This window comes from Halobacteriovoraceae bacterium, assembly GCA_020635115.1.
Lineage (GTDB): Bacteria > Bdellovibrionota > Bacteriovoracia > Bacteriovoracales > Bacteriovoracaceae > JACKAK01.
This window is the reverse complement of the sequence record JACKAK010000007.1, coordinates 167,300-193,816: the sequence shown is the minus strand read 5'-3', so window position 1 is coordinate 193,816 and position 26,517 is coordinate 167,300. Positions and strand designations below refer to the sequence as shown.

31 protein-coding genes are annotated in these 26,517 nt (G+C 33.9%); 16 read left to right on the top strand and 15 right to left on the bottom strand.

Translation table 11 applies throughout. The features are described 5' to 3' along the window. Positions 1-75: 75 nt before the first annotated feature. A complete protein-coding gene (locus tag H6622_12620; GenBank protein MCB9062356.1) occupies positions 76-765 on the top strand; it encodes an NAD(P)-dependent oxidoreductase in 690 nt (229 codons plus the stop codon). Positions 766-899: 134 nt separating this feature from the next. On the opposite strand, the gene H6622_12615 is transcribed toward H6622_12620, so the two are convergent. Both H6622_12615 and H6622_12610 read right to left on the bottom strand, forming a co-directional pair. Then, entirely contained in the window at positions 900-1,211 is a 312-nt protein-coding gene (locus tag H6622_12615) for a nucleotidyltransferase domain-containing protein (GenBank protein MCB9062355.1), read from the bottom strand. Then, positions 1,211-1,621 carry a nucleotidyltransferase substrate binding protein gene (locus H6622_12610; GenBank protein MCB9062354.1) on the bottom strand — a complete coding sequence of 137 codons (411 nt, stop codon included), beginning with the start codon at positions 1,619-1,621 and terminating at the stop codon, positions 1,211-1,213. The genes H6622_12615 and H6622_12610 overlap by 1 nt, the downstream gene beginning before the upstream one ends. Positions 1,622-1,922: 301 nt before the next feature. On the opposite strand from H6622_12610, the gene H6622_12605 reads away from it, so the two are divergent. The 8 genes from H6622_12605 (at position 1,923) to H6622_12570 (ending at position 6,878) form a co-directional block, all read left to right on the top strand. After that, complete coding sequence (locus H6622_12605) at positions 1,923-2,573, top strand: IS21 family transposase (GenBank protein ID MCB9062353.1); 651 nt, start codon at positions 1,923-1,925, stop codon at positions 2,571-2,573. Positions 2,574-2,654: 81 nt separating this feature from the next. Continuing rightward, on the top strand, positions 2,655-3,038 hold the full coding sequence (locus H6622_12600) for a hypothetical protein (GenBank protein ID MCB9062352.1): 384 nt from the start codon (positions 2,655-2,657) through the stop codon (positions 3,036-3,038). Between the two features lie 55 nt (positions 3,039-3,093). Next, positions 3,094-3,384, top strand: a complete 291-nt coding sequence (tnpB, locus tag H6622_12595) for an IS66 family insertion sequence element accessory protein TnpB (GenBank protein MCB9062351.1) — start codon at positions 3,094-3,096, stop codon at positions 3,382-3,384. 23 nt (positions 3,385-3,407) lie between these two features. Further along, complete coding sequence (locus tag H6622_12590) at positions 3,408-4,958, top strand: IS66 family transposase (protein MCB9062350.1); 1,551 nt, start codon at positions 3,408-3,410, stop codon at positions 4,956-4,958. Positions 4,959-4,969: 11 nt separating this feature from the next. Then, entirely contained in the window at positions 4,970-5,605 is a 636-nt protein-coding gene (locus H6622_12585; GenBank protein ID MCB9062349.1) for a transposase, read from the top strand. After that, positions 5,602-6,357, top strand: a complete 756-nt coding sequence (locus H6622_12580; GenBank protein ID MCB9062348.1) for an ATP-binding protein — start codon at positions 5,602-5,604, stop codon at positions 6,355-6,357. The genes H6622_12585 and H6622_12580 overlap by 4 nt, the downstream gene beginning before the upstream one ends. A gap of 118 nt (positions 6,358-6,475) precedes the next feature. Continuing rightward, the gene (locus H6622_12575) at positions 6,476-6,712 is read left to right on the top strand and encodes a recombinase family protein (protein MCB9062347.1); all 237 of its coding nucleotides are present in this window, start codon (positions 6,476-6,478) and stop codon (positions 6,710-6,712) included. Position 6,713: 1 nt separating this feature from the next. Next, on the top strand, positions 6,714-6,878 hold the full coding sequence (locus tag H6622_12570) for a hypothetical protein (GenBank protein MCB9062346.1): 165 nt from the start codon (positions 6,714-6,716) through the stop codon (positions 6,876-6,878). Positions 6,879-6,884: 6 nt separating this feature from the next. Here the strand turns inward: H6622_12570 and H6622_12565 are convergent, their stop codons facing one another. Beyond that, positions 6,885-7,400: a response regulator transcription factor gene (locus tag H6622_12565; protein MCB9062345.1), complete on the bottom strand. Its 516-nt coding sequence runs from the start codon at positions 7,398-7,400 to the stop codon at positions 6,885-6,887. A 9-nt stretch (positions 7,401-7,409) separates the two neighbouring features. Next, positions 7,410-8,177 carry a cytochrome b/b6 domain-containing protein gene (locus tag H6622_12560; GenBank protein ID MCB9062344.1) on the bottom strand — a complete coding sequence of 256 codons (768 nt, stop codon included), beginning with the start codon at positions 8,175-8,177 and terminating at the stop codon, positions 7,410-7,412. A 172-nt stretch (positions 8,178-8,349) separates the two neighbouring features. Here H6622_12560 and H6622_12555 point away from each other — a divergent pair, with 172 nt between their 5' ends. Further along, on the top strand, positions 8,350-8,619 hold the full coding sequence (locus H6622_12555) for a PepSY domain-containing protein (protein MCB9062343.1): 270 nt from the start codon (positions 8,350-8,352) through the stop codon (positions 8,617-8,619). A gap of 40 nt (positions 8,620-8,659) precedes the next feature. Here H6622_12555 and H6622_12550 read toward each other — a convergent pair whose 3' ends face one another. The 4 genes from H6622_12550 to H6622_12535 are packed head-to-tail and all read right to left on the bottom strand — an operon-like array spanning position 8,660 to position 14,504. After that, positions 8,660-9,073: a hypothetical protein gene (locus H6622_12550; GenBank protein MCB9062342.1), complete on the bottom strand. Its 414-nt coding sequence runs from the start codon at positions 9,071-9,073 to the stop codon at positions 8,660-8,662. After that, on the bottom strand, positions 9,070-9,345 hold the full coding sequence (locus tag H6622_12545) for a DUF1971 domain-containing protein (protein ID MCB9062341.1): 276 nt from the start codon (positions 9,343-9,345) through the stop codon (positions 9,070-9,072). Before H6622_12545 ends, H6622_12550 begins: the two co-directional genes overlap by 4 nt. Positions 9,346-9,348: 3 nt before the next feature. Then, positions 9,349-13,875 carry an efflux RND transporter permease subunit gene (locus H6622_12540; protein MCB9062340.1) on the bottom strand — a complete coding sequence of 1,509 codons (4,527 nt, stop codon included), beginning with the start codon at positions 13,873-13,875 and terminating at the stop codon, positions 9,349-9,351. Beyond that, complete coding sequence (locus H6622_12535) at positions 13,872-14,504, bottom strand: TetR/AcrR family transcriptional regulator (protein ID MCB9062339.1); 633 nt, start codon at positions 14,502-14,504, stop codon at positions 13,872-13,874. Before H6622_12535 ends, H6622_12540 begins: the two co-directional genes overlap by 4 nt. Before the next feature lie 85 nt (positions 14,505-14,589). On the opposite strand from H6622_12535, the gene H6622_12530 reads away from it, so the two are divergent. From H6622_12530 to H6622_12520, 3 genes are all read left to right on the top strand, one after another. Next, a complete protein-coding gene (locus H6622_12530; GenBank protein MCB9062338.1) occupies positions 14,590-15,003 on the top strand; it encodes a cytochrome c in 414 nt (137 codons plus the stop codon). A gap of 214 nt (positions 15,004-15,217) precedes the next feature. After that, entirely contained in the window at positions 15,218-15,619 is a 402-nt protein-coding gene (gene rnk / locus H6622_12525) for a nucleoside diphosphate kinase regulator (protein ID MCB9062337.1), read from the top strand. Between the two features lie 10 nt (positions 15,620-15,629). Then, on the top strand, positions 15,630-15,941 hold the full coding sequence (locus tag H6622_12520; protein MCB9062336.1) for a hypothetical protein: 312 nt from the start codon (positions 15,630-15,632) through the stop codon (positions 15,939-15,941). 2 nt (positions 15,942-15,943) lie between these two features. Here the strand turns inward: H6622_12520 and H6622_12515 are convergent, their stop codons facing one another. Genes H6622_12515 through H6622_12505 form a run of 3 tightly spaced genes read right to left on the bottom strand, consistent with a single transcriptional unit; the run spans position 15,944 to position 20,114 of the window. Further along, the gene (locus H6622_12515; GenBank protein ID MCB9062335.1) at positions 15,944-17,107 is read right to left on the bottom strand and encodes an NnrS family protein; all 1,164 of its coding nucleotides are present in this window, start codon (positions 17,105-17,107) and stop codon (positions 15,944-15,946) included. Between the two features lie 24 nt (positions 17,108-17,131). After that, positions 17,132-17,821 carry an iron-sulfur cluster repair protein YtfE gene (gene ytfE, locus H6622_12510; protein MCB9062334.1) on the bottom strand — a complete coding sequence of 230 codons (690 nt, stop codon included), beginning with the start codon at positions 17,819-17,821 and terminating at the stop codon, positions 17,132-17,134. 19 nt (positions 17,822-17,840) lie between these two features. Next, positions 17,841-20,114 (bottom strand): nitric-oxide reductase large subunit, encoded by a 2,274-nt coding sequence (locus H6622_12505; protein ID MCB9062333.1) that lies wholly within the window; start codon positions 20,112-20,114, stop codon positions 17,841-17,843. 90 nt (positions 20,115-20,204) lie between these two features. On the opposite strand from H6622_12505, the gene H6622_12500 reads away from it, so the two are divergent. Next, positions 20,205-20,594 (top strand): Rrf2 family transcriptional regulator, encoded by a 390-nt coding sequence (locus tag H6622_12500; GenBank protein ID MCB9062332.1) that lies wholly within the window; start codon positions 20,205-20,207, stop codon positions 20,592-20,594. Continuing rightward, the gene (locus H6622_12495; GenBank protein MCB9062331.1) at positions 20,591-20,857 is read left to right on the top strand and encodes a 2Fe-2S iron-sulfur cluster binding domain-containing protein; all 267 of its coding nucleotides are present in this window, start codon (positions 20,591-20,593) and stop codon (positions 20,855-20,857) included. Before H6622_12500 ends, H6622_12495 begins: the two co-directional genes overlap by 4 nt. A 24-nt stretch (positions 20,858-20,881) precedes the next feature. Here the strand turns inward: H6622_12495 and H6622_12490 are convergent, their stop codons facing one another. Further along, positions 20,882-21,655, bottom strand: coding sequence for a hypothetical protein (locus H6622_12490; protein MCB9062330.1), 774 nt, complete (start codon positions 21,653-21,655; stop codon positions 20,882-20,884). A 249-nt stretch (positions 21,656-21,904) separates the two neighbouring features. Between H6622_12490 and H6622_12485 the strand changes: the two genes are divergently transcribed. Then, a complete protein-coding gene (locus H6622_12485) occupies positions 21,905-22,240 on the top strand; it encodes a CGNR zinc finger domain-containing protein (GenBank protein ID MCB9062329.1) in 336 nt (111 codons plus the stop codon). 12 nt (positions 22,241-22,252) lie between these two features. Here H6622_12485 and H6622_12480 read toward each other — a convergent pair whose 3' ends face one another. From H6622_12480 to H6622_12470, 3 genes are read right to left on the bottom strand one after another with little or no spacing between them, the layout of a single operon-like run. Further along, positions 22,253-24,586, bottom strand: coding sequence for an AAA family ATPase (locus H6622_12480; protein ID MCB9062328.1), 2,334 nt, complete (start codon positions 24,584-24,586; stop codon positions 22,253-22,255). Beyond that, positions 24,583-25,290 carry a hypothetical protein gene (locus H6622_12475; protein MCB9062327.1) on the bottom strand — a complete coding sequence of 236 codons (708 nt, stop codon included), beginning with the start codon at positions 25,288-25,290 and terminating at the stop codon, positions 24,583-24,585. The genes H6622_12480 and H6622_12475 overlap by 4 nt, the downstream gene beginning before the upstream one ends. Continuing rightward, a complete protein-coding gene (locus tag H6622_12470) occupies positions 25,277-26,509 on the bottom strand; it encodes a hypothetical protein (protein ID MCB9062326.1) in 1,233 nt (410 codons plus the stop codon). The genes H6622_12475 and H6622_12470 overlap by 14 nt, the downstream gene beginning before the upstream one ends. Between the last annotated feature and the right edge of the window lie 8 nt (positions 26,510-26,517).

Below are 26,517 nucleotides of genomic sequence, written 5' to 3'. Positions count from 1 at the left end.
AACCCAAAATTTAGTCCATTCTCAGGGTGATTCTCACTGTGTTAAAGATAAAACAATGAGACTATAGAAAAATCTATGCAAGGGATTAAGACGGTCATTCATATAGCTGAAATTAACTATTCAGAAAACCTAGTTAAAACTGGTGAAAAAATGGGTGTCGCTTGGTTTATATTGGTCCATACGACAGGAAGGTTTTCAGTGTTTAAATCTGCCTCTGCTGAATATATCAGAATTGAAGACGCCCTCATTGAATCTTATAAAAATTTGACAATTCTTAGACCAACTATGATTTATGGAAGTAGTTCAGATAAGAACATTTGGAGGCCAGTAAACTTCTTATACAAATTTAAATTTTTCCCCGTATTTGGAACAGGTGAGAACTTGATGCAACCTGTTGTCGCAATGGGCCCAGGCGATGCTTATATTAAGGTTTTAATAAATAAAGAAAAAACAATTAACAAACAGTATGACCTTTCAGGCAAGGAGCCTCTCCCTTATATTGATTTACTTAAAACTGTCTCTCGCAAGCTAAACAGAAGAACTGTTTTTATACACTTTCCAATATCTTTATGTATTTTAGGTGCGAAAATATATAATTTTTTACTCCCTAAAAAAGCGATTTTTTCAGTAGAGCAAGTTATGAGAATGAATGAAGATAAGGCCTTTTCATATGAAGAGGCGAGCAAAGATTTTGGTTTTGCACCGCTGTCTTTCGAAGATGGAATTAACTCAGAGATAGAAGAATATATTAACTCAACACAATGATCAAGATCGTTCCTTTATGATAAAGGTCCTCCTCTCGCTAATCAACGGCGCACTGTCTCCATTGTCTCTTTCGGTGAGCTCCCGCATTTTTTTACGTAAGAGTTTAAAAGCTATTTAAATGAAATGTAAAACACTTAAAGGTCAGAAAGATTAATTCCAACTCTCGAAATATGGTCTTTTAAACTTGAATTATCAATCAAATGAAAAATTGAAAGATCAAATGTATAAGGTAGGTTTAAATCATCTAATTTATCTTCAATACTTAAGATATCGTTCGTTGTGAGTTCTTTACCTTTTAAACAGATATCAATATCCGATCCAGAACGAAAGTTTCCCTTGGCGCGAGAACCGTAGAGTATGATTTTTTCTACCTTAGAATTATTCAAGATGATATTTTTAATATTCTCAATGATATCATCTGTTAAACCAGTGTTATGACTTGACATTATTTTCTCGAGTTCAGTTCAGAAATGAGGTCTTTAAATTGAGAATAATATTTTGTCATAATATTTGAAACAATAGTTTCTGCAGTTTCTTGATTATAAGAATGAGAAGTGAGATTTCTACTTTTAATCATGTCCATCCAAATTTGGCCATCTTTTATGATGCCTACCTTAAAGGCCTCTCTTGTTGCATCTTTGGAACCAGCAATTGTATTATTTCCTTGATCAATAAAAAAATCTTTTAGGACGTTCCAAGAGAGTTCATGAGTATATTCAAAAGCTTGTATGAGCCCTTGCTTTTCTAACTTAGTTAATTGCCTACTTTTTGCAAGATCAACGGCCTCTTGAAACTCCTGAAAAGCCTTTTCTAAGTTTTCTAGTCGTTGGATCCATCTAACGTCATTATTATTCATGAATTGTCTCAATTTGAAATAGAAAAATGGTGGACGTTCGACAATGCTAGACGAACTCTGTGACTACGCGAATTATGTGCCTGTTATCATTACTCATTTCTTCAACAAACCCATTCAAAATTCGGAACTTTTGCGGAAACTGTACTTAGAAAAAGACCTTTCTAGCTATGAAATTTCAAAATTAACAGGCTGGCCTCGCTCTTGTAAATTTTAATTGAATAATCCCCAAAAATTACATTTGAAAATTCCCCACGCATAGCAGTGTACAATGTAAACACTAACAATTTTCATGGAGGAATAAATGTTAAGTGTAAAGGTTTGGGGAATGATCAGAAATCTAAAAAATAATGGATTGAATATATCAGAGATATCTAGAAATCTTAATTTTGACAGAAAGACTGTACGAAAATTACTAAATAGTGAAACACCTCCACAAGGATATAGTAGAAAAAAATCAGCCTCAAAATTAGATGACTATAAAACCTATATTGACGGTAGACTTCAAAAATATAATTTAACAGCTAAAAAACTATTCAAAGAAATCAAACAACAAGGATATTCCGGTGAATATGTAATTGTTAGTAAGTATGTAAAAACAATTAAGGACAAACATCGGGCAAAAGCAGTTCTCTTATTTGAAACTTTACCGGGAGAGCAGGCCCAAGTTGATTGGGGATACTTCGGAAAATTATATGATCAGGATTTAAAAAAAGATGTTCGATTATGTTGTTTCGTGATTGTACTAGGTTTTTCGAGAACAAAATTTATTCATTTTTTTGATGGCGACAATACTGAAAATTTTTTAATGGGCCATAATAAATCTTTTGAATATTTTGGTGGACATACAAAAGACATTCTTTACGATAATTTAAAATCAGTTGTGATTAGAAGAGCTTTTAGGGTCACAGATTCAGAGTTTAATAAAAGATTTATGGAGTTTGCTGTTTATTAGTAAATCGTCAAAGTTCCCCGTCTTTTCAATTTGATTTTTCCTGAGATATTAGAACTATCCATAAAACAGGAGGTTTTAATAATGGATTTAACAATTTTGAGTAAAAAAATTAGTTCTTACAGAACTCCCAAGGGGAAAATCACAAACCTGCCAGATGAACTTCTTGGAGAGATTCTCTTTGCATGGGAACAATGGACAGGTGCGGCCTATGGATTTTATAAAGCACTTGGAGTGGACCAAAGAAAAATGGCAAAGCTAATGGGAAAAGCAAAACAACTAAAAAGAGAAGGTTTCTTTGATGGACTGGACTTTAGTGAAGTTATTGTTGAGGTAGAGTCTGAAAAAAATTCTGTTTTGTCTGTGGCAGGGAAAGTTCATGGGATTGAACTTGTGTGGGACAACTCAAAAATAATCAGGTTTAGTGACGCTGATTTATTATTAGATTTTTTAAAAAAGGCAGCTTGAATTGATTGCAATGAATCGTAGGACAAAGATATTTATCTCTAAGGAGTCAACTGATATGAGGGCGTCCTACGATTCATTGTTTAGCAAAGTAAAGAATCTGCTAGATGAAGATCCTATGAGTGGACACTTGTTTGTTTTTATCAACAGAAGACGTACAAGTTGCAAATGCTTGTATTATGATGGCACAGGTTTTGTTATTGTCTCAAAGCGTCTAGAGAGAAGTTTATTTTGCAAAATTAACCCTTATCATCCTGGAAAAATAAAATTAACACAGGCGGAGTTTAATTTATTTTTTGAGGGTGCAGACCTAAATAAGCGTTTTATCGACAGTCCTAAAGAAATTTAAAATAAAGTTCATTTTATTGGGCCATGGGCCTATACAAATTGTATTTTAAACTTAATAGTATAGGAATGAATCAACAGTATCTTTTTGAACCTATTCCTAATGATAAATATGATCTTTTAACAAAAGATGAGTTGATTCAGCTCCATAAAAGCGAGCAGAATCTAAATCATCAACTACAAAAATATATTGAAAAACTTCATAATAAAATAACTTCAGCTGAACAAAAAAGTTTTTTATTGGAAGAGCAAACAATCAATATTAAACATAGGCTTTTTGGAAAGAGTTCAGAGAAGTCAGATAAACCAAGAGCTAATAATAAAGATAAAAAACCACCAAGGAAGCGGGTTTTACTTCCTAGTGAGAGGTATCCAAATATTGATGTGATGGTGAAAGATGTGGAATTGGATGAGTTGCCCAACTGTCCGTGCTGCCAAAGTGTAATGCAAGATTCTGGTTTGACAGAGGATAGTGAGTATCTGACGGTAATTCCGAAGCGCTATTACGTGGTGAAGCAGAAGAGGCATAAGTACAGATGTTCAAGTTGCCAGGGAGCACTTGTGACAGCTCCAGCGATTCCTAGAGTTAAATCAGGATCCAGCTACAGTGATGAAATGACGATTGATGTGGCATTAAGTAAGTACTGTGACCTGATTCCAGTGGAGAGATATGCGGCAATTGCAGAGAGACAAGGGGTGGCAGGGTTACCTGCAAACTCGCTGATTCAGTCGACGCATAGTCTGGCAGATTATTTAGAAGATGTTTATAAAAGTATTAAACTTGAGATTTTAAAATCTAAAGTTTTGCATGCAGATGAGACCCCGCATAGGATGCTAGAGGGAGATAAGAAGAGTCATTGGTACCTGTGGGGTTTTTCGACGGATAGATCAGCTTATTTTGAAGCAAGGGATACGAGATCAGGAGAAGTTGCCTCAGAATTATTAAAAGAGTCGGATTGCGAATTTTTAGTGAGTGATGTGTTTAGTGGTTATAGGAAAGCAGTACGGGTGGCAAATGAAAACAGGGATAAGAAAATCCAAATTATTTACTGCAATGCCCATGCAAGGCGCAAGTTCAAGGAATCAGAGAAGTCCTATGAGAATGAGAGTGATTTTTTTCTTAGGTGCTATGAGAAGATTTATGGTTTGGAAAAAAATAAAGATTTTAAAAGCAGGCGTAGCTGGCAGAGAATTTATTTTAAGGCAATGGAAGCAAAGTCCTTAAGAACGATGAATAGTTATTCTAAAAAAAGTTCATTAGTTAAAGCGATGGATTATTTAATTAAAAACTTTGATGAATTAACGAGGTTTACAAATTATCAAGAGGTGCCGATTGATAATAACTCACAAGAGAGACTATTAAGATCACCTGTGATAGGGAGAAAAACCTGGTATGGAACTCATTCAAAAAGAGGGGCAAAGACGAACTCAATTCTTTTTTCTTTAGTTGAATCCTGTAAATTGAATAAAGTGAATCCGAGAGAATATTTTAAAGAAATAGTTTTTGCTATCCACCAAAATCAATCCATTCTTACTCCGGCCGAATACAAAAACCAACAATCAGAAAAAATTGCCTAAACCAACGGGTAGTGTCGACGACTTACGTTTATTATGGTTTTAATCCAATTTTAGCACGCCCTTATAAACCTAATACCAAAGGAAAAGTTGAAAACACTGTTAAATATGTTCGAACTTCATTTTTTGATGAGGAAACATTTAAATCACTGAAGGACCTCAACAGTAAGGCCTTAGACTGGTTAAATGAAGTTAATAATCAGGTTCATTCAACAATAAAAGAAAAACCATTTGATAGATTAAAGCATGAAAACTTAATAACAGTTGAAAATAAATATTTTGATCTATCAAAAATATATTATCGAAAAGTTTTTATTGATTCTCATTTTAATTTATTTTCAAAAAAATATTCAGTTCCCTATCAATACGTAAACAAAGAAGTCGCAATAAAATTGAGTGAAGAAAATATAATTGTTTATTATCGAGAAAAAATTATTGCTGAACATACCATAAACGAATTAGGAACTATTTATATAACTAACCCGGAACATTTAGATGGACTTGCAGAAAAACGATATGGTTCTGGTTATCGCCCAAAAATTAAAGAAAGCAAAAAAACTAATAATGAGATTCATACTGTTTCTGGCGTCGATTTAAATATCAATGTTGAAGAAAGAGACTTAAATTTTTATCAAGGAGTATTACAATGAACTTTTCCTATGAAAGACTTAATCAAAATTTAGAGGCATTAAAGCTGACAAAAATTTCTGAAATTTTAGATAATTATCTAGAACGAGCAGTAAAAGAGCAAGCATCAATAACAGAAGCATTAGATTATCTAGTGAATGAAGAAAGATGTCACAAGGATGAAAAATCGCTTAAAATGAGAACAAATGTTGCGGGATTCCCTTATCGGAAAACATTTGAACAATTTGATTTTAATTATCAACCTTCTATTGATGTAAAAACCATAAATGAACTGAGGACAATGCGTTTTGTAGAAAATGGAGAGAACGTAATACTACTAGGGCCACCAGGTGTTGGAAAAACTCATTTATCAATAGCTCTCGGAATGGATGCCGTTAGAAACAAATATAGTTGTTACTATATGAATTGCCACGAATTGATCACAGCACTTAATAGATCACAGTTTGAAAATAATTTAGCAACGAAACTAAAAACATTAACCAAGTACAAAGTTCTAATTATCGATGAAGTAGGCTATCTACCATTTGATAAACAAGGGGCAAATCTGTTTTTTCAATTAATATCAAAACGATATGAAAAGCATTCAATAATATTAACCTCTAATAAAAGCTTTTCTGAATGGGGTAGTATTTTTGGAGACAATGTAATTGCATCTGCTGTTTTAGATAGACTTTTACATCACTGTACAGTTGTGAATGTTAAAGGTGAAAGCTATCGATTAAAGGACAGAAAAGATCAATTAAAAAGAAATTAATATATTTTTTACTTAGTAGTGGGGAATTTTCAAATGAAATAAATGGGGAATTTTCAATTAAAATTGACACTCTTCAATAAGTGATGCAACTCGTGCCCTTGGATTCAAAAAAGAAGAAGTGAAAGCACCTACTCTTCGCTTCGGTGAAAAGCTTATTGGGACTACGCGTGTAGTTCATAAAGGAGAACAAAAGGTAATTGAAAAAATGATTTCCCTTCGAGAGAAAGGTTATTCATTCAAGCGAATCTCTGAATACTTAAACGATAAAAACATACCAACTAAACTCGGTGGGTCATGGTATCCGTCGACAGTAAAAGACATTGTTAAGCGAGAGCTTAAGAGAAGGGAGGACTAGCATGCGTGCGTTAATTGAGATATTTCTTGCGATTATATTTACCGTGATTTCAGGTACTACTGTTTTGAACATTTCAACTAGGGTGATAAAGAAGGAAACCATCATTAAAGTTCATATGGGACTTCCTACGTTAGAGAGCTTTACTAAAAGGATGACGAAGAAATAACTACCCCTAAATTTCGGATTGTGGAATCAGCAAGTCTTCAAGGAAAAATGCTGATAATTGAGAGCGTCCAGATACTCCTGATTTTGCATAAATTGAAGTCGCCTGTGCCCGTGTAGTTTTTTCTGCTGTTGACCTATACTCAGCAATCTCTTTTAAGCTAAAACCTTTAATTAATAAAAATGCCACTTCTTTTTCAGATTTAGTAAGTTGCCATTTTTCCAGCTGAGTATCAATTGACTTACTCAAGCCGTCTAGAAACTTTTTTGAGCTTTCTTTCCAGTGAGAGTTTTCTTCAGTGAGCATAGCCGATAACTCTCTTTCCTTTTTTAGTGATTTTCTTAATGTAAATGTTCCCTTAATTAGAAAATAAACACCAATTAATGCTATTACAGCGACACTTCCCTCAATAGCAACATGCCACCAAACAACCCCTTCCTTAAGATCAGTCAGAAGGTCAAATGTCGTCATTAAACTGATAAGTAGTAAAATACCAGAAATTATAAGTCTTTCTTTTTTATTCATTTAACTTTCCTAGTCGTCATCTTCCTCATTATCATCGTCATCGTCATGTTCTTCATTTACAAAACTCTCTCTCTCATCCTTGTGTTCATCGTGCTCATTCTCACCTAATTGAAGTTGGGCCCCAAAGGCATTCAGCTTTCCCGTATTTCCATCAAAGCTTTTTAATATGTAACTTCCCATCCCAATTAAAAATATGACAAAAACAATTGCCACTAAAGGGTGATTTGATTTTATCTCACTTTCATCATCTATTTTAGCTTTTTTCCCGTTAAGCATACTAAAGATCATCCCATCATTGTGTTTAAATTGATGTAAAAGAACACCTGCTATATGAAAAAGAACTACAACTAAAAAGCCATTCGCAAGTAATTCATGAATTTCCTCAAAAAAATGCTTATTAATTCTTAAGCTCATCATCAAGCCGGAAAAACCAATCCCCAAAGTAAAAATCATCATGAGAATGGCTGCATAACTTGATGCTGGATTGTGCCCTAAATATCTTTGAGACTTATTCGAGACCACTGATTTCATATAAGCAATCAACTCCGAAGGTCTCAACTTAAAAGAGCTGAATCTTGAATTTTTTGACCCCACCAATCCCCAGACAATCCTTAGTATCACGATGGATACCATTAGAATCCCTGATAACATGTGGTAGGAGCAGAGCGCTGAGTCATCATCAATTAGTTTAGCGATCGAAAATGACATCACAAATAGTAGTGCAAACGCCCAGTGAAATATTCTGACAGGCAAATCATAAGCTTTTGAATTTTCCATAGAAATCTCCTTTTGACCTAATCCCAATATCGAATATTTCCATGAAAAATACATGGGGCGGATGACTTAAAGTCCTAAATTTCAAGTCATTAGGTCATTTGCCCATTATAAAATATCTGAAATTGCTCCATAGTGGATACATGATGAAAAAACCAAACAATCGGAGAAAAAAATGAAAGCAAAAGTAATTTTAATCGCTGCAATGTTAACCTTAACCACTCAAGTTTATGCCAAAAAAAACTGTACTTCTGAACCAAAAAGTAAATGGATGAGCGAATCAGATTTTAAAGCAAAAATGGTTAAAAAAGGCTATAAAATCCGAAAATTTAAACAGCCCGGTACTTGTTATGAAATTTATGGCAGAAATCCACAAGGGCAAAAAGTTGAAGTTTACTTTAGCCCTGTAACAGCCGAGATCATCAAATCGGAAATTGATGATTGAAAATTTTCCTAGGGTAAGTATCTTCTTACCCTAGGATTGACTACAGTGGGATTCCACTATTTCTTTTGTGTGATATTTTTACTAAAAATACAGAAATCATTACCCAAAATACAGTGCGCACAGTCATTGCACCAACTGTTCTCATTTCATAGGGATTTCCTAAGAAAGTATGAACACCAAAAGCAATAAATACTAACGATGTTAAGATTGCTAAAGCAAAGGATATTTTTAAGGCCCACTTGGTTCTTAAGGTGATACCAATTCCAGATATTACATAGAAAAACCCTGCAATAAAATTAAACCAAAGTACAAATGGGACATATTTACCAGCAAATTCTTTTCCCTCTATGCCACCAAAAAGAGCAAAACCCCCAGACTTTATCGTCATGGCTCCGAATCCTATTGCCAGTAAGCCAAAAATTAAGGCAATGATTTTTTCTCGTTTATGATTCACTTTAAAAACTCCACATGAAACTCAACGTCACCCAAGGGTTTTACATGATGAGGAACTTGAGGCTCAACAACTCCGAATTTTTCGGGCGTTAGCTCAATAGTCTCTTGTGGTTCTTTCTCTATTGTATATATTAATTTCCCTTTGGAGACACAAATTTTTCCCCATGTGCCTTCTTTTGTTGTATGGGCCTTTAGCAACCCAGCAGGGACAGTTTCTTCATTAAAATCAGGGGTGCGTTTATATACGCTTACATTTTCAGGTAGTTTCTTCATGTTTTACTCCATATAGGTTTTTAAATATTCATCTGTTTTTCCAACAGTAAAATATAAATTAAGAGCTGTTATTTCATTCAAATAGTTTAGTGCTATAACTTGTAATGAACTTCGATCAAAAGCCTCTTGTAGCTTCACATAATCTAAAGTAGTAATCCTTCCGTTTCTAAACCTTTTCTTTTCGGCTTTCAAAATACTAAACTGCTGCTTTTTCATTTTTTCAAGGAATACGATCTGTTCTTTGTTTGACATTACTTTTTCTTTTAAAGTCTTAACTCCCTTTACAAGCTGAAGCTTTGTTTTATCTCTCCTGTAGTCGGCTTGCCTTTTACGACTCATCGCTGTCGCTTTAGCAGAATCGTTTTTCTTGGTTCCTAAGTCAAAGTCCCAAGTAATACCAGCAAACACCTCATACTTATCTTGAGTGTTTTCACTAATTGAGTTGCTGAGGTCATCACCACGTCCAAAGCTCTTTAAAGACACAAAGAAATCAATATTTGATTTAGCTTTTTCATTTTCAACTGAAACTAACTCATTAAAAAATTCACTATTGTTTTGCATTTGTTTAAATGTAAGGCCTGATTCTACTAAATTAAGTGCAGAATTTTGGTTGCTGTTTAGAAGTGAACTTGATGCTTTCATTTTATCATTTACGATTAGAACAGAAGACTCTAATTCTAAAACACTTTCTAGGCTTAATTTTTCCGTTCTTATCCTAGACTCTAAATCTTTTAAAATTTTCTCACGGCTTGTAATTTCAACCTCAGAGGTCAAGAACTCAGCTTTACTAATAATCCCTGATTTTCTTTTAGTTACGTTTAACTTATGTAGTTCTTTAAACCTAGCAAGTGAGTTCTGAGCAATAATGCGCTCTTCTTCTAACTTAACAATAGACCAATAATACTTTACGGCCTCTATAATTAGCTTGTCTTTTAAAGACTTACTTTGAAGATTTTGAGTTTCCTTTTTAAAAACGGCAGCATTTTTGTTTAAGTGATATTCCTCACTGCCAAAATTTCGCCAAAGTGGAACTGCAAGAGTGGCCTTATATACACTATCCATAGCATCAAGACTAAATTGATTATTTGTCGGTACAGTCCCAAGCTCCTTATCCTCAAATCCAACCCCCAAGCCAAGCTTAACACCAAATGAAGTCATTTTTTCATAATCAATGCTAAGCCCGTATCCCTCTCTTTCAGAATCAAGAGAGATCGGTGGGTTGGGATAGTTCACCGAGGAGTATTTGAAAAGTTTTGATTTTAGTTTTGAATCAAGCATTCCATCAACAGCATCAATGCCAAATTCAGACTGATTCACAGACTCATTTTGAATTTTAAATTCATTAGTATTTTCGACAAGCTTTACAATCCTTTTGATATTTATCTTTTCTTCAGCTTTAACATCTTGCGTATGTAAGCCGATTAATAAAGGAATTAATAAAACTGATAAATGTGCTGCCTTTTTGTTACCTTTAAATTTTTTCATAAAGTTCCCTAAATCATTACCAATAACATACATATTTGGCATAAAAATAAGAACGACTGTTGTTCCAAATAAAAGCCCATACAATATGGCCAATGATAGTGGAGACAACAGAGGATCATAGCCTCCAATAGCGTAGCCCGTTGGGGCCACCGCGAGAATTGTGCTTACTGTAGTCAGAGAAATTGGACGAAGCCGTTCTTTGGCTCCTTGAATAAGAATCTCCTTGGAGAACTTACCATTTTCTTTGAGAAGTTGACTTATGTGGTCTACGAGAACAATTGAATCATTAACCACAATCCCTGAAAGTCCAATTAGCCCGATTCCTGCAAACATTGAAATTGGTAAACCATGAGCAAAAAAGGATAAAAATATTCCAACGACTCCAAAAGGGATTACAGTCAAAATCAAAAAGGGTTTTGCATAAGAATCAAACATCAAGCTCAAGATAAAATAGATTCCAACAATCGCAAGTAACGCTGCAATTTTTAGTCCTGAGAAGATTTTTTCTTCTTCTACTGGTCGACCACTTATTGTGTATTTTACGTTTTTATCCTTAACAAATTTTTCATTGAATTGCCCAAGCATTTCAACTGCTGTAATTTTCTGAGTATTAATGTTTCCTGTAATAGATGTTGAACGCTGACCATTAAAGTGCTTTATTTCTGCAAAGGATGGTCTTTGCTCATACTCAATCATTGTATTTAGCTTTATAAGCTGACCACGTTTATTTGCTATTGGAAGGTTAGAAACAAAATCAAAATCACCCCTCGATTTTTTATTCAACCTTAATCGAAAATCATAAGTATTATTAATTGACGAATAATCTGTAACAACTTGGCCATCAAAAGCAATTCTTAAAGTTCTAATTATGTCGGCTGGTGTTAAACCTGCTTGGGCAACTTTTTTATAATTAAGCCTGAGGTTAATTTCGTCTTTTCCTTCTATTTGATCGTCTTTCACATCTGAAAGCCCCTCAATTGTCTTTAGAAAGTTTGCAACTTTTGAAGAAGAGCTTGCGCGATTTTCATTATTATTAGAAGAAACAATAATTTCAAATGGCTCACCAAGTGGGGGGCCAATCCTCATCAAATCAAATTCTAAATCATATCCTTTTTCAGAGTACAATCTATAATGACTATCTCGAAGCTCATCTACAATATCTTGAGCCGTTCTATTTCGTTCACTATATGGTGTTAAATAAACCATAAAGGCGACTAAATTCTCTTCGGTTCCCAAGTTTGTGAGAGAACTCAAACTGTGTGTACCAATTCTAGTGGTGTAGCCTACAAGTTCGCTCTTTTTTAGATTTTGGATACTCTTTTCTAATCCGCTGATTATTTCTTCAACTTTTTCAGGTGCATATCCTTTTTTAAGGGTCGCTTTTATTGTAAACCCTTCTGAGGCCTCTTGAGGAAATGAGTCTTTTCTAACTTTGGTAGCTCCGATAAATACGCTAAAGCCAAGTATTAAAAGAAAGCCAAGCATCACAAAGTAACGAAAATCAATGAGCCTGCGAAGCATTTTTTCATAGAGATTTTCCCAGATTATAACAACCTTGCTTTTTTGGTATTGTCCTCGTTTACTAGCTCCGTGTGCTAAGTGAGCAGGGAGTAATAAATAGCAATCTATTAAGGAAACAAATAGGGCCATCATAACAACCGTTGGCATTTGCCATATGAACTTCCCCGGAAGCCCACCAAGAGACAAAAGAGGCATGAATGCTGTAATGGTCGTTAGTGAAGCTGCTAAAACTGGTCGCCAAAGCCTTCCAACAGCATTACTGGCCGCTTCCTCTGGGGATTGCCCATCTTCGATATTTACATCAAATCTTTCACTTATCACCATAGCATCATCAACAATCATCCCAAGAACGATTACAAATGCCCCCATTGAAACTGAGTTTAGAGTCATTCCCATAGGAACAAACATAATCATGCTTCCAAAGACCGTGAAAGGAATTCCAAAAGCAGTCCAAAAGGCTGGCTTTCCACCAAGAAAGTAAAAAAGTAGTATTAAAACTAGAGTAAACCCTATCAAGCCATTATTTTTAAGAAGTGAAAATTTACTTCTAGCATTATCAGAAACATCATTATTTAGCTTATAAGATACTCCATCGGGGAGTTCTTTATTTTGTAAAAACTCTTTAATTTTATCAGAGACTTTTAATTGATCTACGCCGCTTCTGATGGCCACTAATATTGAAGCTCCGCGATTTCCATTGTTACGAACAATGAGTTTTTCATCTTTTGGTCTATAGTTGATTTCAGCAACATCACTTAAATAAACACCTTGCCCGTCGGGAGACATTCTAATTACAGTATTTAAAACATCTTCTGCTTTTTCGTATTTATTGAAAGAAACAATCTTTTTTTGAGACAAAAAAGATTCCAATGTTCCACCAGTTCCTACTTGATTTCTAGTATTGATTGCAAAATATATTGAATTGAGATCAATTTCTTTTTCTTGGGCCTTCTGCGCATCTACTTCAATATGAATTTCTTCATCGGGCAGTCCAACCAAAGTAACATTTGAGACACCTGATACTTTACGAAGATCATTTTCAATTTCGTGTAAGGTATTTTTTAAGTGGTTATAATCTCCAGCAAAGGCTATCTCCATTATTGGGCGATCTTCTGTTGTGACACTTGTAATAATGGGTTGTCCCTCAATATCTGAAGGAAAGTCATCAATTTTGTCTACTTCAGTTTGGACGTCTGACAAAAGGTCTTTAAATTGAAGCTCATTGAGATTATCGTCTGCAAATATTGTTACCCTCGATACACTTTCGATGGAACTTGAACGATACTCTTTGATATTTCCAATTTCAGCTATCTTTTCTTCTAACTTAGCTGTGACATTCAATTCAACGTCTTTAGCCGATGCTCCGGGGTATTTAGTCACAATAACAATTTGGTTCATTGAAACCCCAGGAAAGGCTTCTTTAGGAACTTTGTATATAAAGTATCCACCAATAATAAAATTGAGTGCCAAGATAAAGTTCACCAATATTGGTCTTTTTATAAAATAAAGAGTTATATTTTTCATTTATCCACCTTCTTGATTCCTTGAATCACAATCTTCACTCTTTGCTCTATGGCCTCGTCTGTCGTAAGTTTTTTGGTTATTGCTTTTAGTCCTACATCGAAGACTTTGTTTACTCCCAATTGGCCTAAAACTTCAGGAATTAAATTGGAAAGACCAATACTTCCTGCAATCTGCGTTAGAATTAAGGGAATAGGAGCATCAATGATTTCACCAGATTTCTGACAAGACCTTAATGTTTTTGCCAAAATCATAAAATGCTTTCTCATTTTGGATTTAGCGAACTTTTGTACGGCTTTTTCGCCATTTAAAATATCATTGAGCAAAACTAGAATAAGGTGCCTGTTATCCCGAGCAAACTTGGCCATTAATGTTAATTGAAGCTCTAGGGTGCTAAGCTTTGAGTCAGCTTCAACTAGCTCAAAGTCTGATAAGAAGCTTTCATATATATCCATTAGAATTTTTTTAATAAACTTATCTTTACTACCAAAATGGTAGTTAAACATCCCAAGGTTAACCCCGGCCTTATCACAAACTTCACGAACACTAAAATTAGACGCTCCCTTTTTAATTAAGAGCTTACGTCCTTGGTCAAAAAGTTTTTTATCAGTATGGGTAGATTTTCTAGACATCTATTTTCCTCATTGACTTTACTATACACTTGTATAATTATACACATGTATAGTAACTAATTCAATGATAAAAACTGGAGTTGATATGAAACGTGCCACTTTACCCATATTACTGATATTACTGACTTTTTCAGCATTTTCTGCTGACAAGGCTCCCACTCTTAAAAGTGTTATGCAGGGCCTTGGAGATTTTATGGATAAACTAAATCGAGGCATTTTTTATGAAGACTTCAAAGTCATCGAAAAAGCAGCATTTAAAGTGGCCAATCACCCAAAGCCAAAAACTCAACTTCCTACAGTTATAAAAACTCTCAATATTAGAATGCCCAAGTTTAAAGCTTTTGATTCTAAGGTTCATGATTCAGCAATGGAAATTGTCGAATTCGCCAAGAAAAGAGATATGGACAATATTCTTAAGAAGCACAAAGTAATTATGAACAACTGTGTTGCCTGCCATACTCAGTTTAGGAGTGAAATTTCAAAAGCATTAGCTGAGTAGAAAGCTCTAAATATGAATTACACAAGGTAATACAATATATTAGGTCACATAAAATTTATTCAATTTTAAACTTAAATATGCTAATATAAAGAGATGAGTTTTATAATCTTAAAACACATTCTACACCGAAATACAGCTTCACTTGTTCAAGTGGTTAAATAGCTGCTTTTAACCTAAACTCACATAAATAATTATTTAAAAATGGAGGTAATCAGTGGAAACTGATAGAATTTTAATAACAGAAAAAGACTATTTAAGACTTACAAATTTAATGGGAAGTAATACAAATCACAATTTTGAAGATTTAGAGATCGAGTTAGATCGAGCTTCTATAATTTCAGATCATGAAGTCCCTAACGATCTTGTAACTATGAATTCAAAAGTTAAGTTTTTAGATTTAAAAACTAATAAAGATTCAATTATTACTATTGTATATCCACAAGATGCTAATACAAATGAAGCCAAGATTTCAATTTTTGCTCCTTTGGGTTCTGCTCTAATTGGTTTAAAGAAAAATCAAAAAATAAACTGGAAGTTTCCTAATGGCAAAACAAAGTCTCTAAAGGTTGTAGAGATACTTTATCAGCCAGAGGCAGCAGAGGATTGGCACCTCTAAGAGGTTATAAATGTCTATTAAGTTTAAAGCTATAATATTGGCATTACTAATCGCTATATCGAGCGGTAGTATATATTTCTATCTTGATAAACAAGTAGTCGAAATTGGTTGGGTCTATGGACAACTTCTCGATTCAAGTGACTCAACCACTATTAATCTAGATGTTTCAGGAAAAGAGTACCATTTTATAAATAAAAATATTCCAAACAAAAAAGAACTAAGTAGCTTGTCTGGTGAGTTCATTAAAGTACAATACCAAAAGAAGTTTTTTGATAAACTTCCTAAATCAACATTTTATTTAATATCTTGGGAGAAAATATAGTCTTAGTATGGCTTGCCGTCAGGTCTTTGAGTCGTTAGTATTTTAAAGTACTTAATTATAAATATCCCAAAACCAAGCGTCCAAAGTCCACTAGCAAAATGTAAACTTCTTACGTAAATATCAGGGAAGAAAATAGGAACAAATACTCTTATTAAGCTACCCACAACTATTGCTAAATATGATAAACAAGTCCAGAAGTCTGCTTTAATTATCCTACCAGTATGCCCCAAACTAACTCTTGTCATAATCCCAATCCCCACAACTCCTAATCCTCCTGCCATTAGAAGATGTAGTGCCGCTTGTGTATAATGAACTTGGTCATTAAATAAACCTATTAACTCCATCAATAACTCAATATTTATTAGTGCTATTCCTATGTGTAACACATAAAGAATAGGAACTTTGAAAGTTACCCAAGGTTTCCACAAAGCCTGTCTCAAAACATTAGCTATAAGTGCTAAAGTTAATATTGCTCCAAGTACGAATCTTGGCACAGCTTCAGGCCAAGGAATAACAATTAATGCTATAGGAATTAAACTTAAAGGATTAATCCAATTCGGAAGATTTATGTCTATTCCCTCAATCTTCTTTCTAGTAAAAAATGGAATAACTCTGCCAGCGATCAAAAGAATGATAAATCGAATTAGGCCAATTGCGATTTCCCTACCTAAATCTTCAAGATAGTCTACAGAATAAAGATGACCCCAACTATGGAGAACCTTAGCTACAGTTATCCCAAGTATTATTGGTATAAAAATATTTCTCTGTTTTGGAAAATTCCTCAATTTTTTAAATAGCATTAAAGTTAAAATAGGGAAAAATAAATTCATTGCCAAAAGCTGAAAATGTTCACTGTTGAAAACAAAATATGAAAGTCTTTCCACTAACCAGACCGTGATCAACAATAAAAGGCTATTTCCTTGATATGGAGTAGAATTAGTCCAATTAGCACTAGCAGTTAAAATAAATCCTGCAATCAAAGCTCCTGTAAAGCCAAAAATCATTTCATGCCCATGCCAAAAAAGTGGATCAACAACTGCGAACGGAATTGACATTCTACCTAAGTAACTAAGAATCCAAATGCTTGGATTAATAATCGCAATTAATGCTGCAAGGATAAAAAATGGCCTGAAACTTATAGATAGTATTGGATTATTTTTTATCAAAGTAGTGTTCCTTTTACCCTTTACTTAACTACAGCTTCCACAACAACCATCAACTTTACTTAAAGCTTTAGGAAATAAGATATTATTTTCAGTTCCAATATGTTCCATTAGTTCACGCTCTAAAGTTTGCGCTCCTTGGTATAGTGCATTCCAACTTCCACATGCATCATCAGGAATCTCAAAGTTGTGTGCCAATTTTCGTAATTCAAGCAGATTCTCTCCATGACTTACATGTTCATGGGTCATTACAGAAATCGGCCCTTGCGCCATTGAACCTTGACCTGATTTTATCATAGGAAAAAGTATTTTTTCTTCTTTTTGCATATGAGATTCAAGCTCAAATTGCAATTTCATTAAAAAATCTGAAAGTCCAGTTGGACACTCTGGTTTATCAGAGTGTACCGACTCAACTTTTTTAGCAAGAGGAATCAAATACTCTAAGTCCTCTCTGTGCTTTTTATGAAACTTTTCTAAAATTTCATCTACAAGAGTTCCAAGAGGCATTTTATCCCACAAAAGGCTATCACTATCCTTTGAGCTATTTCTGATATCTGAAATTAACTCATCAACATCAATATCGTTTTCTCTACAGGCATCTTCTAATTTTATCTTTCCGCCGCAACAAAAATCTAATTTATTTTTTATAAAGACTTTGCTCGCCCCCGAATAGACCGCAGCCCATTCACCTAAAGAGTTATTTCTTCCTAAGCTCATAAGGTTCTCCTTTTTTCTTTTAATTTTCAATCACCAAATCACCTTCAAATGCCGGTTCGCCTGACTTTAATTTATATAGACCGGTTTTATCTAATATGGCCAAAGCATAAAAAACTGCGCCAAGAGCAAAAATCACATCACCTATAACTCTTAACCATCTTAGATTCTGTATCAGATCTGACTGCATTACTTCGCTACCTCTTGCGTACCATAGACCAACTTCAAGAGACGCATCAAACTGAATCAAGCCGATTGGAAGGAGACTTAAAATAATCATTAGTCCTAAACCAATATTCATTCCCCAAAAACCATATCCCATTATCTTGTCATTCCACTTACGTTCTTGGAATGTTGTTTGCACAATAAATAGAACTAATCCAAGAGAGAGAAGGCCATACACTCCAAATGTCGCTCCATGCGCATGAACAGCAGTTGTATTTAATCCTTGCAAGTAATAAAGAGCAATCGGAGGATTAATTAAAAATCCAAATATTCCAGCACCTACTAAGTTCCAAAAAGCGACTCCCACAAAAAAAGTAATTGGCCATTTATAGTTTTTTGTCCAACTCGTAAGTTTTTGAACTTTAAAAGTATGAAATGCCTCAAAGCCAATTAGAACTAGAGGAACAACTTCAAGAGCAGAAAAGCATGCACCAATAGCACTAATTGAAATTGGTGTCCCACTAAAATACAAGTGATGAAATGTACCCGGAATCCCTCCAACTAAAAATATCGATGTCGAAAGTAAAGATGCTTTAGTCGCAGACCTAGGCTTAATTAAACCAAGTGTAACAAATATAAATGCTAATGCTACTGTTGCGAAAACTTCAAAGAAGCCCTCAACCCAAAGATGGACAACCCACCATCGCCAAAACTCCATAATACTTATGTGAGTCCTTGCTCCATAAAAAAGACCTCCTCCATAAAAGAGTCCAATTGCAATAGTTGAAGCTGAAAATAAAAGAAGTAATTGCTTGTTATCTTTAGCAATTTTAAGAGCAGGAGCAATACATCTTAACATTAATGTTAGCCAAACACCTAATCCCACTAAAAGTAATATTTGCCATACTCTTCCTAAGTCAACGTACTCGTAGCCTTGATGACCAAACCAAAAACTTAGATCAAAATCTAATAACTGGTGAATGGCGAGTGCTTCCCCTGTTAGAGAACCAAAAACAACTACAAGTAATGCACCAAAAAGAAAGTTTACACCAAATCGTTGATACTTTGGATCTTTCCCACCATTAATTATTGGGGCGATAAATAGACCTGCTGCAAGAAAAGATGTAGCAATCCAAAATAACGCAATTTGAATATGCCAAGTTCTCGCTAATGTATATGGTAAGAACTTTGATAATGGAAAACCATAAAAGTCCTGCCCTTCAACAGTGTAATGAGCAAGAATCCCTCCTAGTCCTATTTGAAGAATGAAAAGAACAACCACAACACCCCAATACTTCCAAAGGGACTTCATTGAAGGTGTAAGTTTAAAGTTCTTAAGTGGGTCACTACTTGGAAGTTCAGAGTTTACATCATCCTCTTCTTTTTTAAATGCATAATACCAAACTAAAAAACCTATAGAAGTTAAGAGTAGAATTACTGAAATTATTGACCAAAAAATATTTTCACTTGTCGGCACATTGTTTATTAGCGGTTCATGAGGCCAATTATTTGTGTAAGTATGATTTTCCCCCGGCCTATTCGCTGAAGCTACCCAAGTTGACCAATGAAAGAAGGCCATCATTTTTTCTCTTCTCTCGGCAGAAGGCAAAACTTCCTCATGGATTGCATAGGCCTTTCTTGTTTCTCTCAATTCAGGACTATTGCTAAATAAACTTAAGTAATACTCTTTTGTCTTTAAATATGCTTGATATCTAATATCTGAGATTATAACTTTATCATTTTCAACTTTTGACTCTCGGTAGTCTTCTAACATCGAAGCTTTAACCAACATTTTTTCTTGTTTTGAGAGATCATTAAAGCTTTTTCCAAGCTTATTTTGACTATAAATTGTTTGGTAATTTACTAGTTCTCTATGTAACCAGTCCGCTGTCCAGTCTGGAGCTTGATAAGCTCCATGCCCCCAAATAGAGCCAATCTGTTGGCCACCAATGGATTGCCAAACTTCTTGACCATCCAAAATATCGTCTTTGGTATAGATAACCCCCTGAGAGCTTGAATTTATGTTCTCGTACAAAGGAGGTGCCTTTTTATATACCTCACTTCCAAAAAAACCTAATATTGTAAATGTTCCGACAAGAACAAATACTAGTGTCCACCAATACTTTTTCATACAACCTCACAGATATAATATATTTTATATATATTAATATATATAAAATATATCATTGTAAATATAAAATATGAATGGCATAAATAATTTATGCGATTGAAAACAAAAACAGACTATTGCATTAGAGTATTAATTTACCTTCAAATGAATGAAGGAAAAGTAAGAATTCAAGATATTGCAGATAGTTATAATATTTCGAAAAACCATTTGAGCGTTGCAGTAAATAAACTGTCTGAGCTAGGATATGTTATCTCAACTCTTGGCCCAAAAGGTGGAATTGAATTCAATAAAGATTATGAACACAAATCAATAGGAGAACTTGTTTCTCAAGTTGAAGATTTTGATATTGTCGAGTGCTTTAATCCCGAAAAAAATACGTGTACTTTAAATCCAAAGTGCAAACTTAAAGGTATGCTTAATAAAGCAACAAATGCCTTTCTATTAGAATTAAAAAAGCACAAAATCAAAGACCTTGTGTGAGTATTTTTAAATTTAACAACCAAATTGTCCCATATAGAAATAGTGAACAAACAGTACTTGAAGCTTTAGAAGAAAGTGGTTTCTACATTCCATCATCTTGTCTCTCTGGAAGATGTAATTTTTGCTTGCTCCAACTGGACAATGGAGAAGTAAATGAGTCATCTCAGTATAACTTAAGTGAAAAAATGTTAAAGAGAAGCCTATTCAAGTCTTGTGTAGCTAAAGCGAATAATAGTATTCAGTGTAACGATAAATATATCTAAAAATTACTATTAAAAAATTTAAGTTTAAAGCCGTCTTGATCTTCTACGGGCTGGATACCTGCGAGGTATCATAACGATTTGTTGCCTTTGTCTATTCCTTTCCAATTGAAGGAAAAGTGATCTGTAGTCTTGTACGCATTTATTCAGAAATGTTATGAAGTCAGTGTTTAGTTTTCCAAGATGAAAATCTATAAAATTTTCTCTTGAGAATGGAACAACGTAAGACCACCCATCTTCTTTAAATGGCATCAACCACCAGATTCTCTCAGCTTCTCCAAAGTCAAAAAAGACTGGTACATTACTATCTTTCCATTCTTGTACCAATCTACTCTCATCTGAATACACTTTAATCAAAACAGGACTAGCAATAACTTGAACACCATCCTTAAGAGCCTTAAAGAACTGATCCTTATCTCGTTTTCGCCGAAGCCCATCAACTATCCAAACTAAATTTTTATAAAAATTGTCGCGAGAAAATCTTTCTTCGTTAGTAATAAATGAATGTTGAAATTCAAGAATACAGTCGTGCCTAGTTTTAACATCGGCTATATGCTTTTCCCCATCTTCTGCATAGTGAATAACTTCCTGCCAATTTACTGGAAATTTACCTTTCCAGTTTCGATGCCATTCTGTTTCATTTTCCCACCAAACGTCACAAACACGTTTAAAATAATGTGCCCAATGCCAAAGTTTAATATCACCACACTTAGATATAACCTTTGCACCGCAAAATGCACAAGATGCCTCCATCTTTGGTTTTGGGGACTCTTTAACTCCTTTAACTAGTGCAAATTTCATATTTCTCCTTTTATTTGCAAAAAACAATGTAACGGTATATAAACACAAAACCCGTTACACGTTCAAGATAGGAAATTCATGGAAAAAGCGTTACATGACTGTGTTCTCGTCATTAAAGACGGAAAAGAACCACAAAGATATGACAGAGAATCAGTCGATTTTTTGATTGATGGGGCTAATTGCTATCTTGAAGAGGGAGATGAAGGCCCAAAAAGCAAAGTTGCTCTTTCTAAATCTATGTATAACCTTATGAGTGAGTACGAGAAAAATGGCCCAACTAATCAGCTTATTGATGAATTGAATAAGTTTCTCGCACCAGTAAGACACCAATGCTTTATAGGTAGAAAAGACAAAAAACTAATTACGACTTACGTTGCTCACTTAAAACATCATCCAGACCCCGGAATTTTTGCGTGTTATCTTTTCTCAAGCATGGCCTCTCTTGGATGGCTCGAAGGTCTTAAACGATGCCAAAGCCCTGAATGTCATAAATTTTTCATCGGTCGTTCTAATGTAAAATGGTGCTCTAAAACCTGTGGTTCAAGAAGCAGAGTCAAAAAAATGAGAAAGAAGAATAAAATATAAATTTTAATACAACTAAATCGCTTCCTTCATCCTAACAACAGAAACTTTCGCATCATTTTGTGCAAACTTATATCGAACCAAAGAAGAAAAGTTATCTTCATGAGTCGAAATTATAAATTGTCGATCACTAAAATTATTTCGGATCAAATCAATAAATGTAATAGTATTGATTTCATCCATTGTTTGGATAGGGTCATCAATCAATAACATCCCCATATAATGTTCACGATAAACATCATTAAGTGTCAGGCAAAAAGCCAAAACAAGTGAAGATATTTGCCCAGAGCTTAGTGAATATAAAGGATCATTTTCTAGGTCAATATCACTATAGAATTTCACTCCATCAGACTTACCACTCCCCATGCGTACAAAAATTCCACTTCCTCCATGAAACTCCTGTAAAATTCGGCCACTATTTATATAAAACGGGATTGAAATATCACTGATGATCTTTGAAATATGCTCTTTAATTTTAGACTCATATACACTTTGAATTTTTTTAATATTCTTAACTTTTTCAACAACTGTAGTCTTATCATTATTTAATTTGAGAATCTCCTTGTCTATTTCTGTATTTTTAGAATTTGAATACTCTAAATATTTGACTGCAATATACTTGAGTTTATCACCCATTTTTGTGCTTTCCATCTTCTCTAATTTTTCTAAAGACTGCTCAAAATATTTAACGAATATCGTTTCAAACTTTGTGTATAAATCATCTTCGATAACCATTAATGACTCTATCTCCTGCTCTAGTTCGGTTTGAAATTCCGTTGCTGATTTTGAAAGTTCTTTGAGGTCTTTTATTGACTTTAACTTGTCCAAAGAAAGAATTTTAATTTTATTACTTTTTAAAAATGCATTAAGCTCTGCAAAGTTTGTTTTTGACCTCTCTGATGTTCTTATAGAAGTTAGTATTTCATCTTCTGGATAAAAAATAGTATCCACCTTTTTTTGTAATTCCAGCTCAACCTGATTAACATATTTCGAGATGTTATCCAAAATGCTCTTCAAAGAAGCTTGATTGTTTGACATGAATCTCTTCTCAGCAGAATCAATACCATTCATTAATCCTTGGAAATCGGTCCACTCATTTCCACAAAGAGGACATTCCATGTCTTTTTTATCTTGAGATTCCTTTATATATTCCTTATATTTTTCAGACAAACTTTTACGGTAGCGATTTATCTCAGTTCGAGTAGATTCTAGCTTATCGTGATTCCCTTTTTGATCCACGTACACTTTAATTTGATCAACTATTACCTGAATATCTAATGAGGTTATTCCTTCAAGAAAAGACTTTTGATCGTTCCAAAAATTAACTTCCAAATGCTTATTTTGTTTAATAGTTTTTAAGACAGTACCAATTTGCTTACCTTCATTTATATGAGCTTCGATTTCATCTAACTTATCTTCATATTTTTCTCTTAATGCATAATTTTTTATAAAGTTAGGACTACTTAGGTAGCTTCTAATTTTCAACGCCTCTTTTTGCTTTTTAAATTCGGAGGATGATTGTCTCAACTTTTGAATATTTCCTATTCCTTCAACTACATTTTTATATGTTATTTTAGCAAAGTCAGGACTTTCTTTATCCCACTCATGCTCATCATCCACAAACAGTTTTTCATATGGTAGATTTTCAATCTTAGTATTTGCATCAGCAGTAACCTTCTTCTCTTCTGCTTTTTTAATGTTTACCTCTATTTCACTCACATAATCTTTCTGAAATTTTAAAAGTTTTTTTATTTTCTCCAATAACTTTGACTCTTTCTCTACATCAAAAAGAATATTTAAATATTCTTTCCTATCGTTTTCAGAACGTTTCAGAAAAAATGTATTCTCTTCCTGTTGGACATAGAAAAAGACATTAAAAATACGGTCTAATTCTCTGATGCCAAGAAGGCCTTCAAGTTGTTTCTGATTTAGATCAGTTGCATTTTCGTAGCTATCATCCCAAGAATTAAGTTTCCCCAAACATATTCTTTCCCATTTAATCTTACCCTTATCTTTCTGTCCGATCTGCTCTTTCTTTAAATACCGACAAATGATCAACCTTCCACTATCCGAAACCAACTCAATTTTTATAAAAAAGTCACGAGACTCGCTATTTATAAATGGAAAGCTATGTGCCTTCATTTTATTTTTTACAGCATCATCATAGATATCTAGCCTTCTAATGATTCCAGTTAACGCTAATTCAACTGCATCAAAAACAGATGTTTTACCAAAGCCATTTGGCCCATCAAATACGATCAGGTCATTGCCATTAAATGATTGCTCAAAATACTTTGAAAATATCTTAAAATTGTCTATCCCAATTCTTTCAATTCTAAACTTGCTCATAATTTACCAACTATTTGCTTAAACATTTTTAGATCAATTTTCGAGTCAGGTATATCATCAAGGTTTTCTAATATCACTTTGTGAACCTGATCAACATTAAGTTCCTCAATATTTTGCGAAATTGCTTTTTCTAAGCTTTCAATTTCTTGTGCCTTTGTTGGGAGGGAAATAACTGGAACCTTTATAAACAATTGATAAAGCAACCGCTCATAGCCTTCCATTTCTTTATCCTTTTGAGAAAACCTTTCAAAGATAGACTGATCAACTGCTAAGCTCCCAAGGGAATCAACAATATTTTCATCCGATGTTTTAACTTTAAGTAAATTTAATTCTCCTTGAGAGAAAGAGAGTATATATTTCTTAAAAAAGAAAGCATCCTCTTCTATGTTTATAAATACCTTTTTTTCATAATCCTTTGCGAGAATATCCTCAACAAGAAGTATTAAATATGCATTTTTTGTCATTTCATCAGAAAAGTTTGAAAATTCACTCAATGCCCACTCGAACAAGGCTCCTTGAAACACATCAGTAAATTCGGTTATAACAGATGCATTATCTTCACCTATCCCAATCGTAAGAAATGCTTTTTTGTCTTTTGTGAATAATATTATAGGTATCGATTGCCCATTAAAATCAAAAGAAAGAACCTCTTTTTTGAATAATAACTCGTCCATAATTTTTGCTATATAATTAATCATCGTCATTTATTTCCTCAATCGCTTCTGTAATAGAGATAAGTGTTTTTAACTCAGGCTCATTAATTTTATTTTCCTTTTTTTCGCTGTGAGAAGCGGTAATGATATACTCCCAAATGTTTGGCACAGTATTGCCACTAATTATAATTTTTTTTGTCTGAAAATACCCCTCAACATCATAGAGAGACATATTGCGCTTTATTAGAGGAATATATTGCATTCTCAAATTTTGCTGAGCTGTTCGCTCATTATTTGACATCCTCATGCTCGAAGGTCGATATGCAGTATTGTCTTTTCTAAATATAACCTTATCAATATCAATTTCTGAGGTAATACCCTTAATAGCCTCCATCAAAACGTCTTGGAGATCTTCAGGGTTTTTAAATGCTGAAATTAGTTCTGTAAGGGATGTTAAATCTTTATGTATTTCAATTTTTTTAGTAAAAGAGATCAATTCCTTATCACTCACTTTAGATATAGATGTTATAAATCGCTCTAATGTGACTACTTCTTCATCCTCAAATGATTCAGAAAACATATAGAATGCATTCAGAACTCTTGTTCTAATTATTTGAGCCGCAATTTCTTCGCTAATTTCGTCGGGAGTATTAATAATATGATCGATCAACGTTTGAATCTGAATAACTTCTCGATACTCAACATTTGTCGCTCTCATGTCTTTAGTTCTTATAATCATCTTATCAATATATGAGATTAAAAAAGATGCTGCTCTCTCAACTTTACTCCTTGTGAAATTCAAGTCTGCATTTTGTGCATAATTGCTAATTAACTCTTCGAGATAGGAAAGAGCTTCCACTCCCCCCAGATAGCTTTGATCATTTCTATAGTTATAAACCATGCTAAAAAAGTTTTCTGGGAGATTGCTTCTTTCATGATCTACCTCAGTAAAATCAATATTGTTAGATATATTAAGAAAGTATTCCAAGGTCGGATTCTCTTCGCTTCGTCTAACCAAATCTCTAAAAACTGGATAGTAATCACTTGGTGTCGTACTTTTTTTAAATTTGACCTGATATGTCCGAGATGACAAAGGCTGATTACTTTCATCTTTTAAATAGATGGAAAAGTCTTCAAAGTCTTCATAAACAAGTTCGCCTTGAACTGTTAAATTTTGGCTCTGAGAATCAACTATATTTTCCATTGCGACAATAAGGCCGATTATAGATTGATATAAATATCCAGACCAACTGTCTGTTGCATCTCTCATTCAGGAAC

Excerpts from the sequence above, each read along its gene's own strand:
- H6622_12620 (MCB9062356.1), top strand. The coding sequence starts at position 76 with ATGCAAGGGATTAAGACGGTCATTCATATAGCTGAAATTAACTATTCA.
- H6622_12545 (MCB9062341.1), bottom strand. The coding sequence starts at position 9,345 with ATGAAGAAACTACCTGAAAATGTAAGCGTATATAAACGCACCCCTGAT.
- H6622_12520 (MCB9062336.1), top strand. The coding sequence starts at position 15,630 with ATGTCTATTAAGTTTAAAGCTATAATATTGGCATTACTAATCGCTATA.
- H6622_12600 (MCB9062352.1), top strand. The coding sequence starts at position 2,655 with ATGGATTTAACAATTTTGAGTAAAAAAATTAGTTCTTACAGAACTCCC.
- ytfE (MCB9062334.1), bottom strand. The coding sequence starts at position 17,821 with ATGAGCTTAGGAAGAAATAACTCTTTAGGTGAATGGGCTGCGGTCTAT.
- H6622_12590 (MCB9062350.1), top strand. The coding sequence starts at position 3,408 with ATGGGCCTATACAAATTGTATTTTAAACTTAATAGTATAGGAATGAAT.
- H6622_12530 (MCB9062338.1), top strand. The coding sequence starts at position 14,590 with ATGAAACGTGCCACTTTACCCATATTACTGATATTACTGACTTTTTCA.
- H6622_12490 (MCB9062330.1), bottom strand. The coding sequence starts at position 21,655 with ATGAAATTTGCACTAGTTAAAGGAGTTAAAGAGTCCCCAAAACCAAAG.
- H6622_12480 (MCB9062328.1), bottom strand. The coding sequence starts at position 24,586 with ATGAGCAAGTTTAGAATTGAAAGAATTGGGATAGACAATTTTAAGATA.
- H6622_12610 (MCB9062354.1), bottom strand. The coding sequence starts at position 1,621 with ATGAATAATAATGACGTTAGATGGATCCAACGACTAGAAAACTTAGAA.
- H6622_12535 (MCB9062339.1), bottom strand. The coding sequence starts at position 14,504 with ATGTCTAGAAAATCTACCCATACTGATAAAAAACTTTTTGACCAAGGA.
- H6622_12500 (MCB9062332.1), top strand. The coding sequence starts at position 20,205 with ATGCGATTGAAAACAAAAACAGACTATTGCATTAGAGTATTAATTTAC.
- H6622_12615 (MCB9062355.1), bottom strand. The coding sequence starts at position 1,211 with ATGTCAAGTCATAACACTGGTTTAACAGATGATATCATTGAGAATATT.
- H6622_12540 (MCB9062340.1), bottom strand. The coding sequence starts at position 13,875 with ATGAAAAATATAACTCTTTATTTTATAAAAAGACCAATATTGGTGAAC.
- H6622_12555 (MCB9062343.1), top strand. The coding sequence starts at position 8,350 with ATGAAAGCAAAAGTAATTTTAATCGCTGCAATGTTAACCTTAACCACT.
- H6622_12560 (MCB9062344.1), bottom strand. The coding sequence starts at position 8,177 with ATGGAAAATTCAAAAGCTTATGATTTGCCTGTCAGAATATTTCACTGG.
- tnpB (MCB9062351.1), top strand. The coding sequence starts at position 3,094 with ATGAGGGCGTCCTACGATTCATTGTTTAGCAAAGTAAAGAATCTGCTA.
- H6622_12485 (MCB9062329.1), top strand. The coding sequence starts at position 21,905 with ATGAGTGAGTACGAGAAAAATGGCCCAACTAATCAGCTTATTGATGAA.
- H6622_12475 (MCB9062327.1), bottom strand. The coding sequence starts at position 25,290 with ATGACGATGATTAATTATATAGCAAAAATTATGGACGAGTTATTATTC.
- H6622_12570 (MCB9062346.1), top strand. The coding sequence starts at position 6,714 with ATGCGTGCGTTAATTGAGATATTTCTTGCGATTATATTTACCGTGATT.
- H6622_12505 (MCB9062333.1), bottom strand. The coding sequence starts at position 20,114 with ATGAAAAAGTATTGGTGGACACTAGTATTTGTTCTTGTCGGAACATTT.
- H6622_12565 (MCB9062345.1), bottom strand. The coding sequence starts at position 7,400 with ATGAATAAAAAAGAAAGACTTATAATTTCTGGTATTTTACTACTTATC.
- H6622_12580 (MCB9062348.1), top strand. The coding sequence starts at position 5,602 with ATGAACTTTTCCTATGAAAGACTTAATCAAAATTTAGAGGCATTAAAG.
- H6622_12470 (MCB9062326.1), bottom strand. The coding sequence starts at position 26,509 with ATGAGAGATGCAACAGACAGTTGGTCTGGATATTTATATCAATCTATA.
- H6622_12605 (MCB9062353.1), top strand. The coding sequence starts at position 1,923 with ATGTTAAGTGTAAAGGTTTGGGGAATGATCAGAAATCTAAAAAATAAT.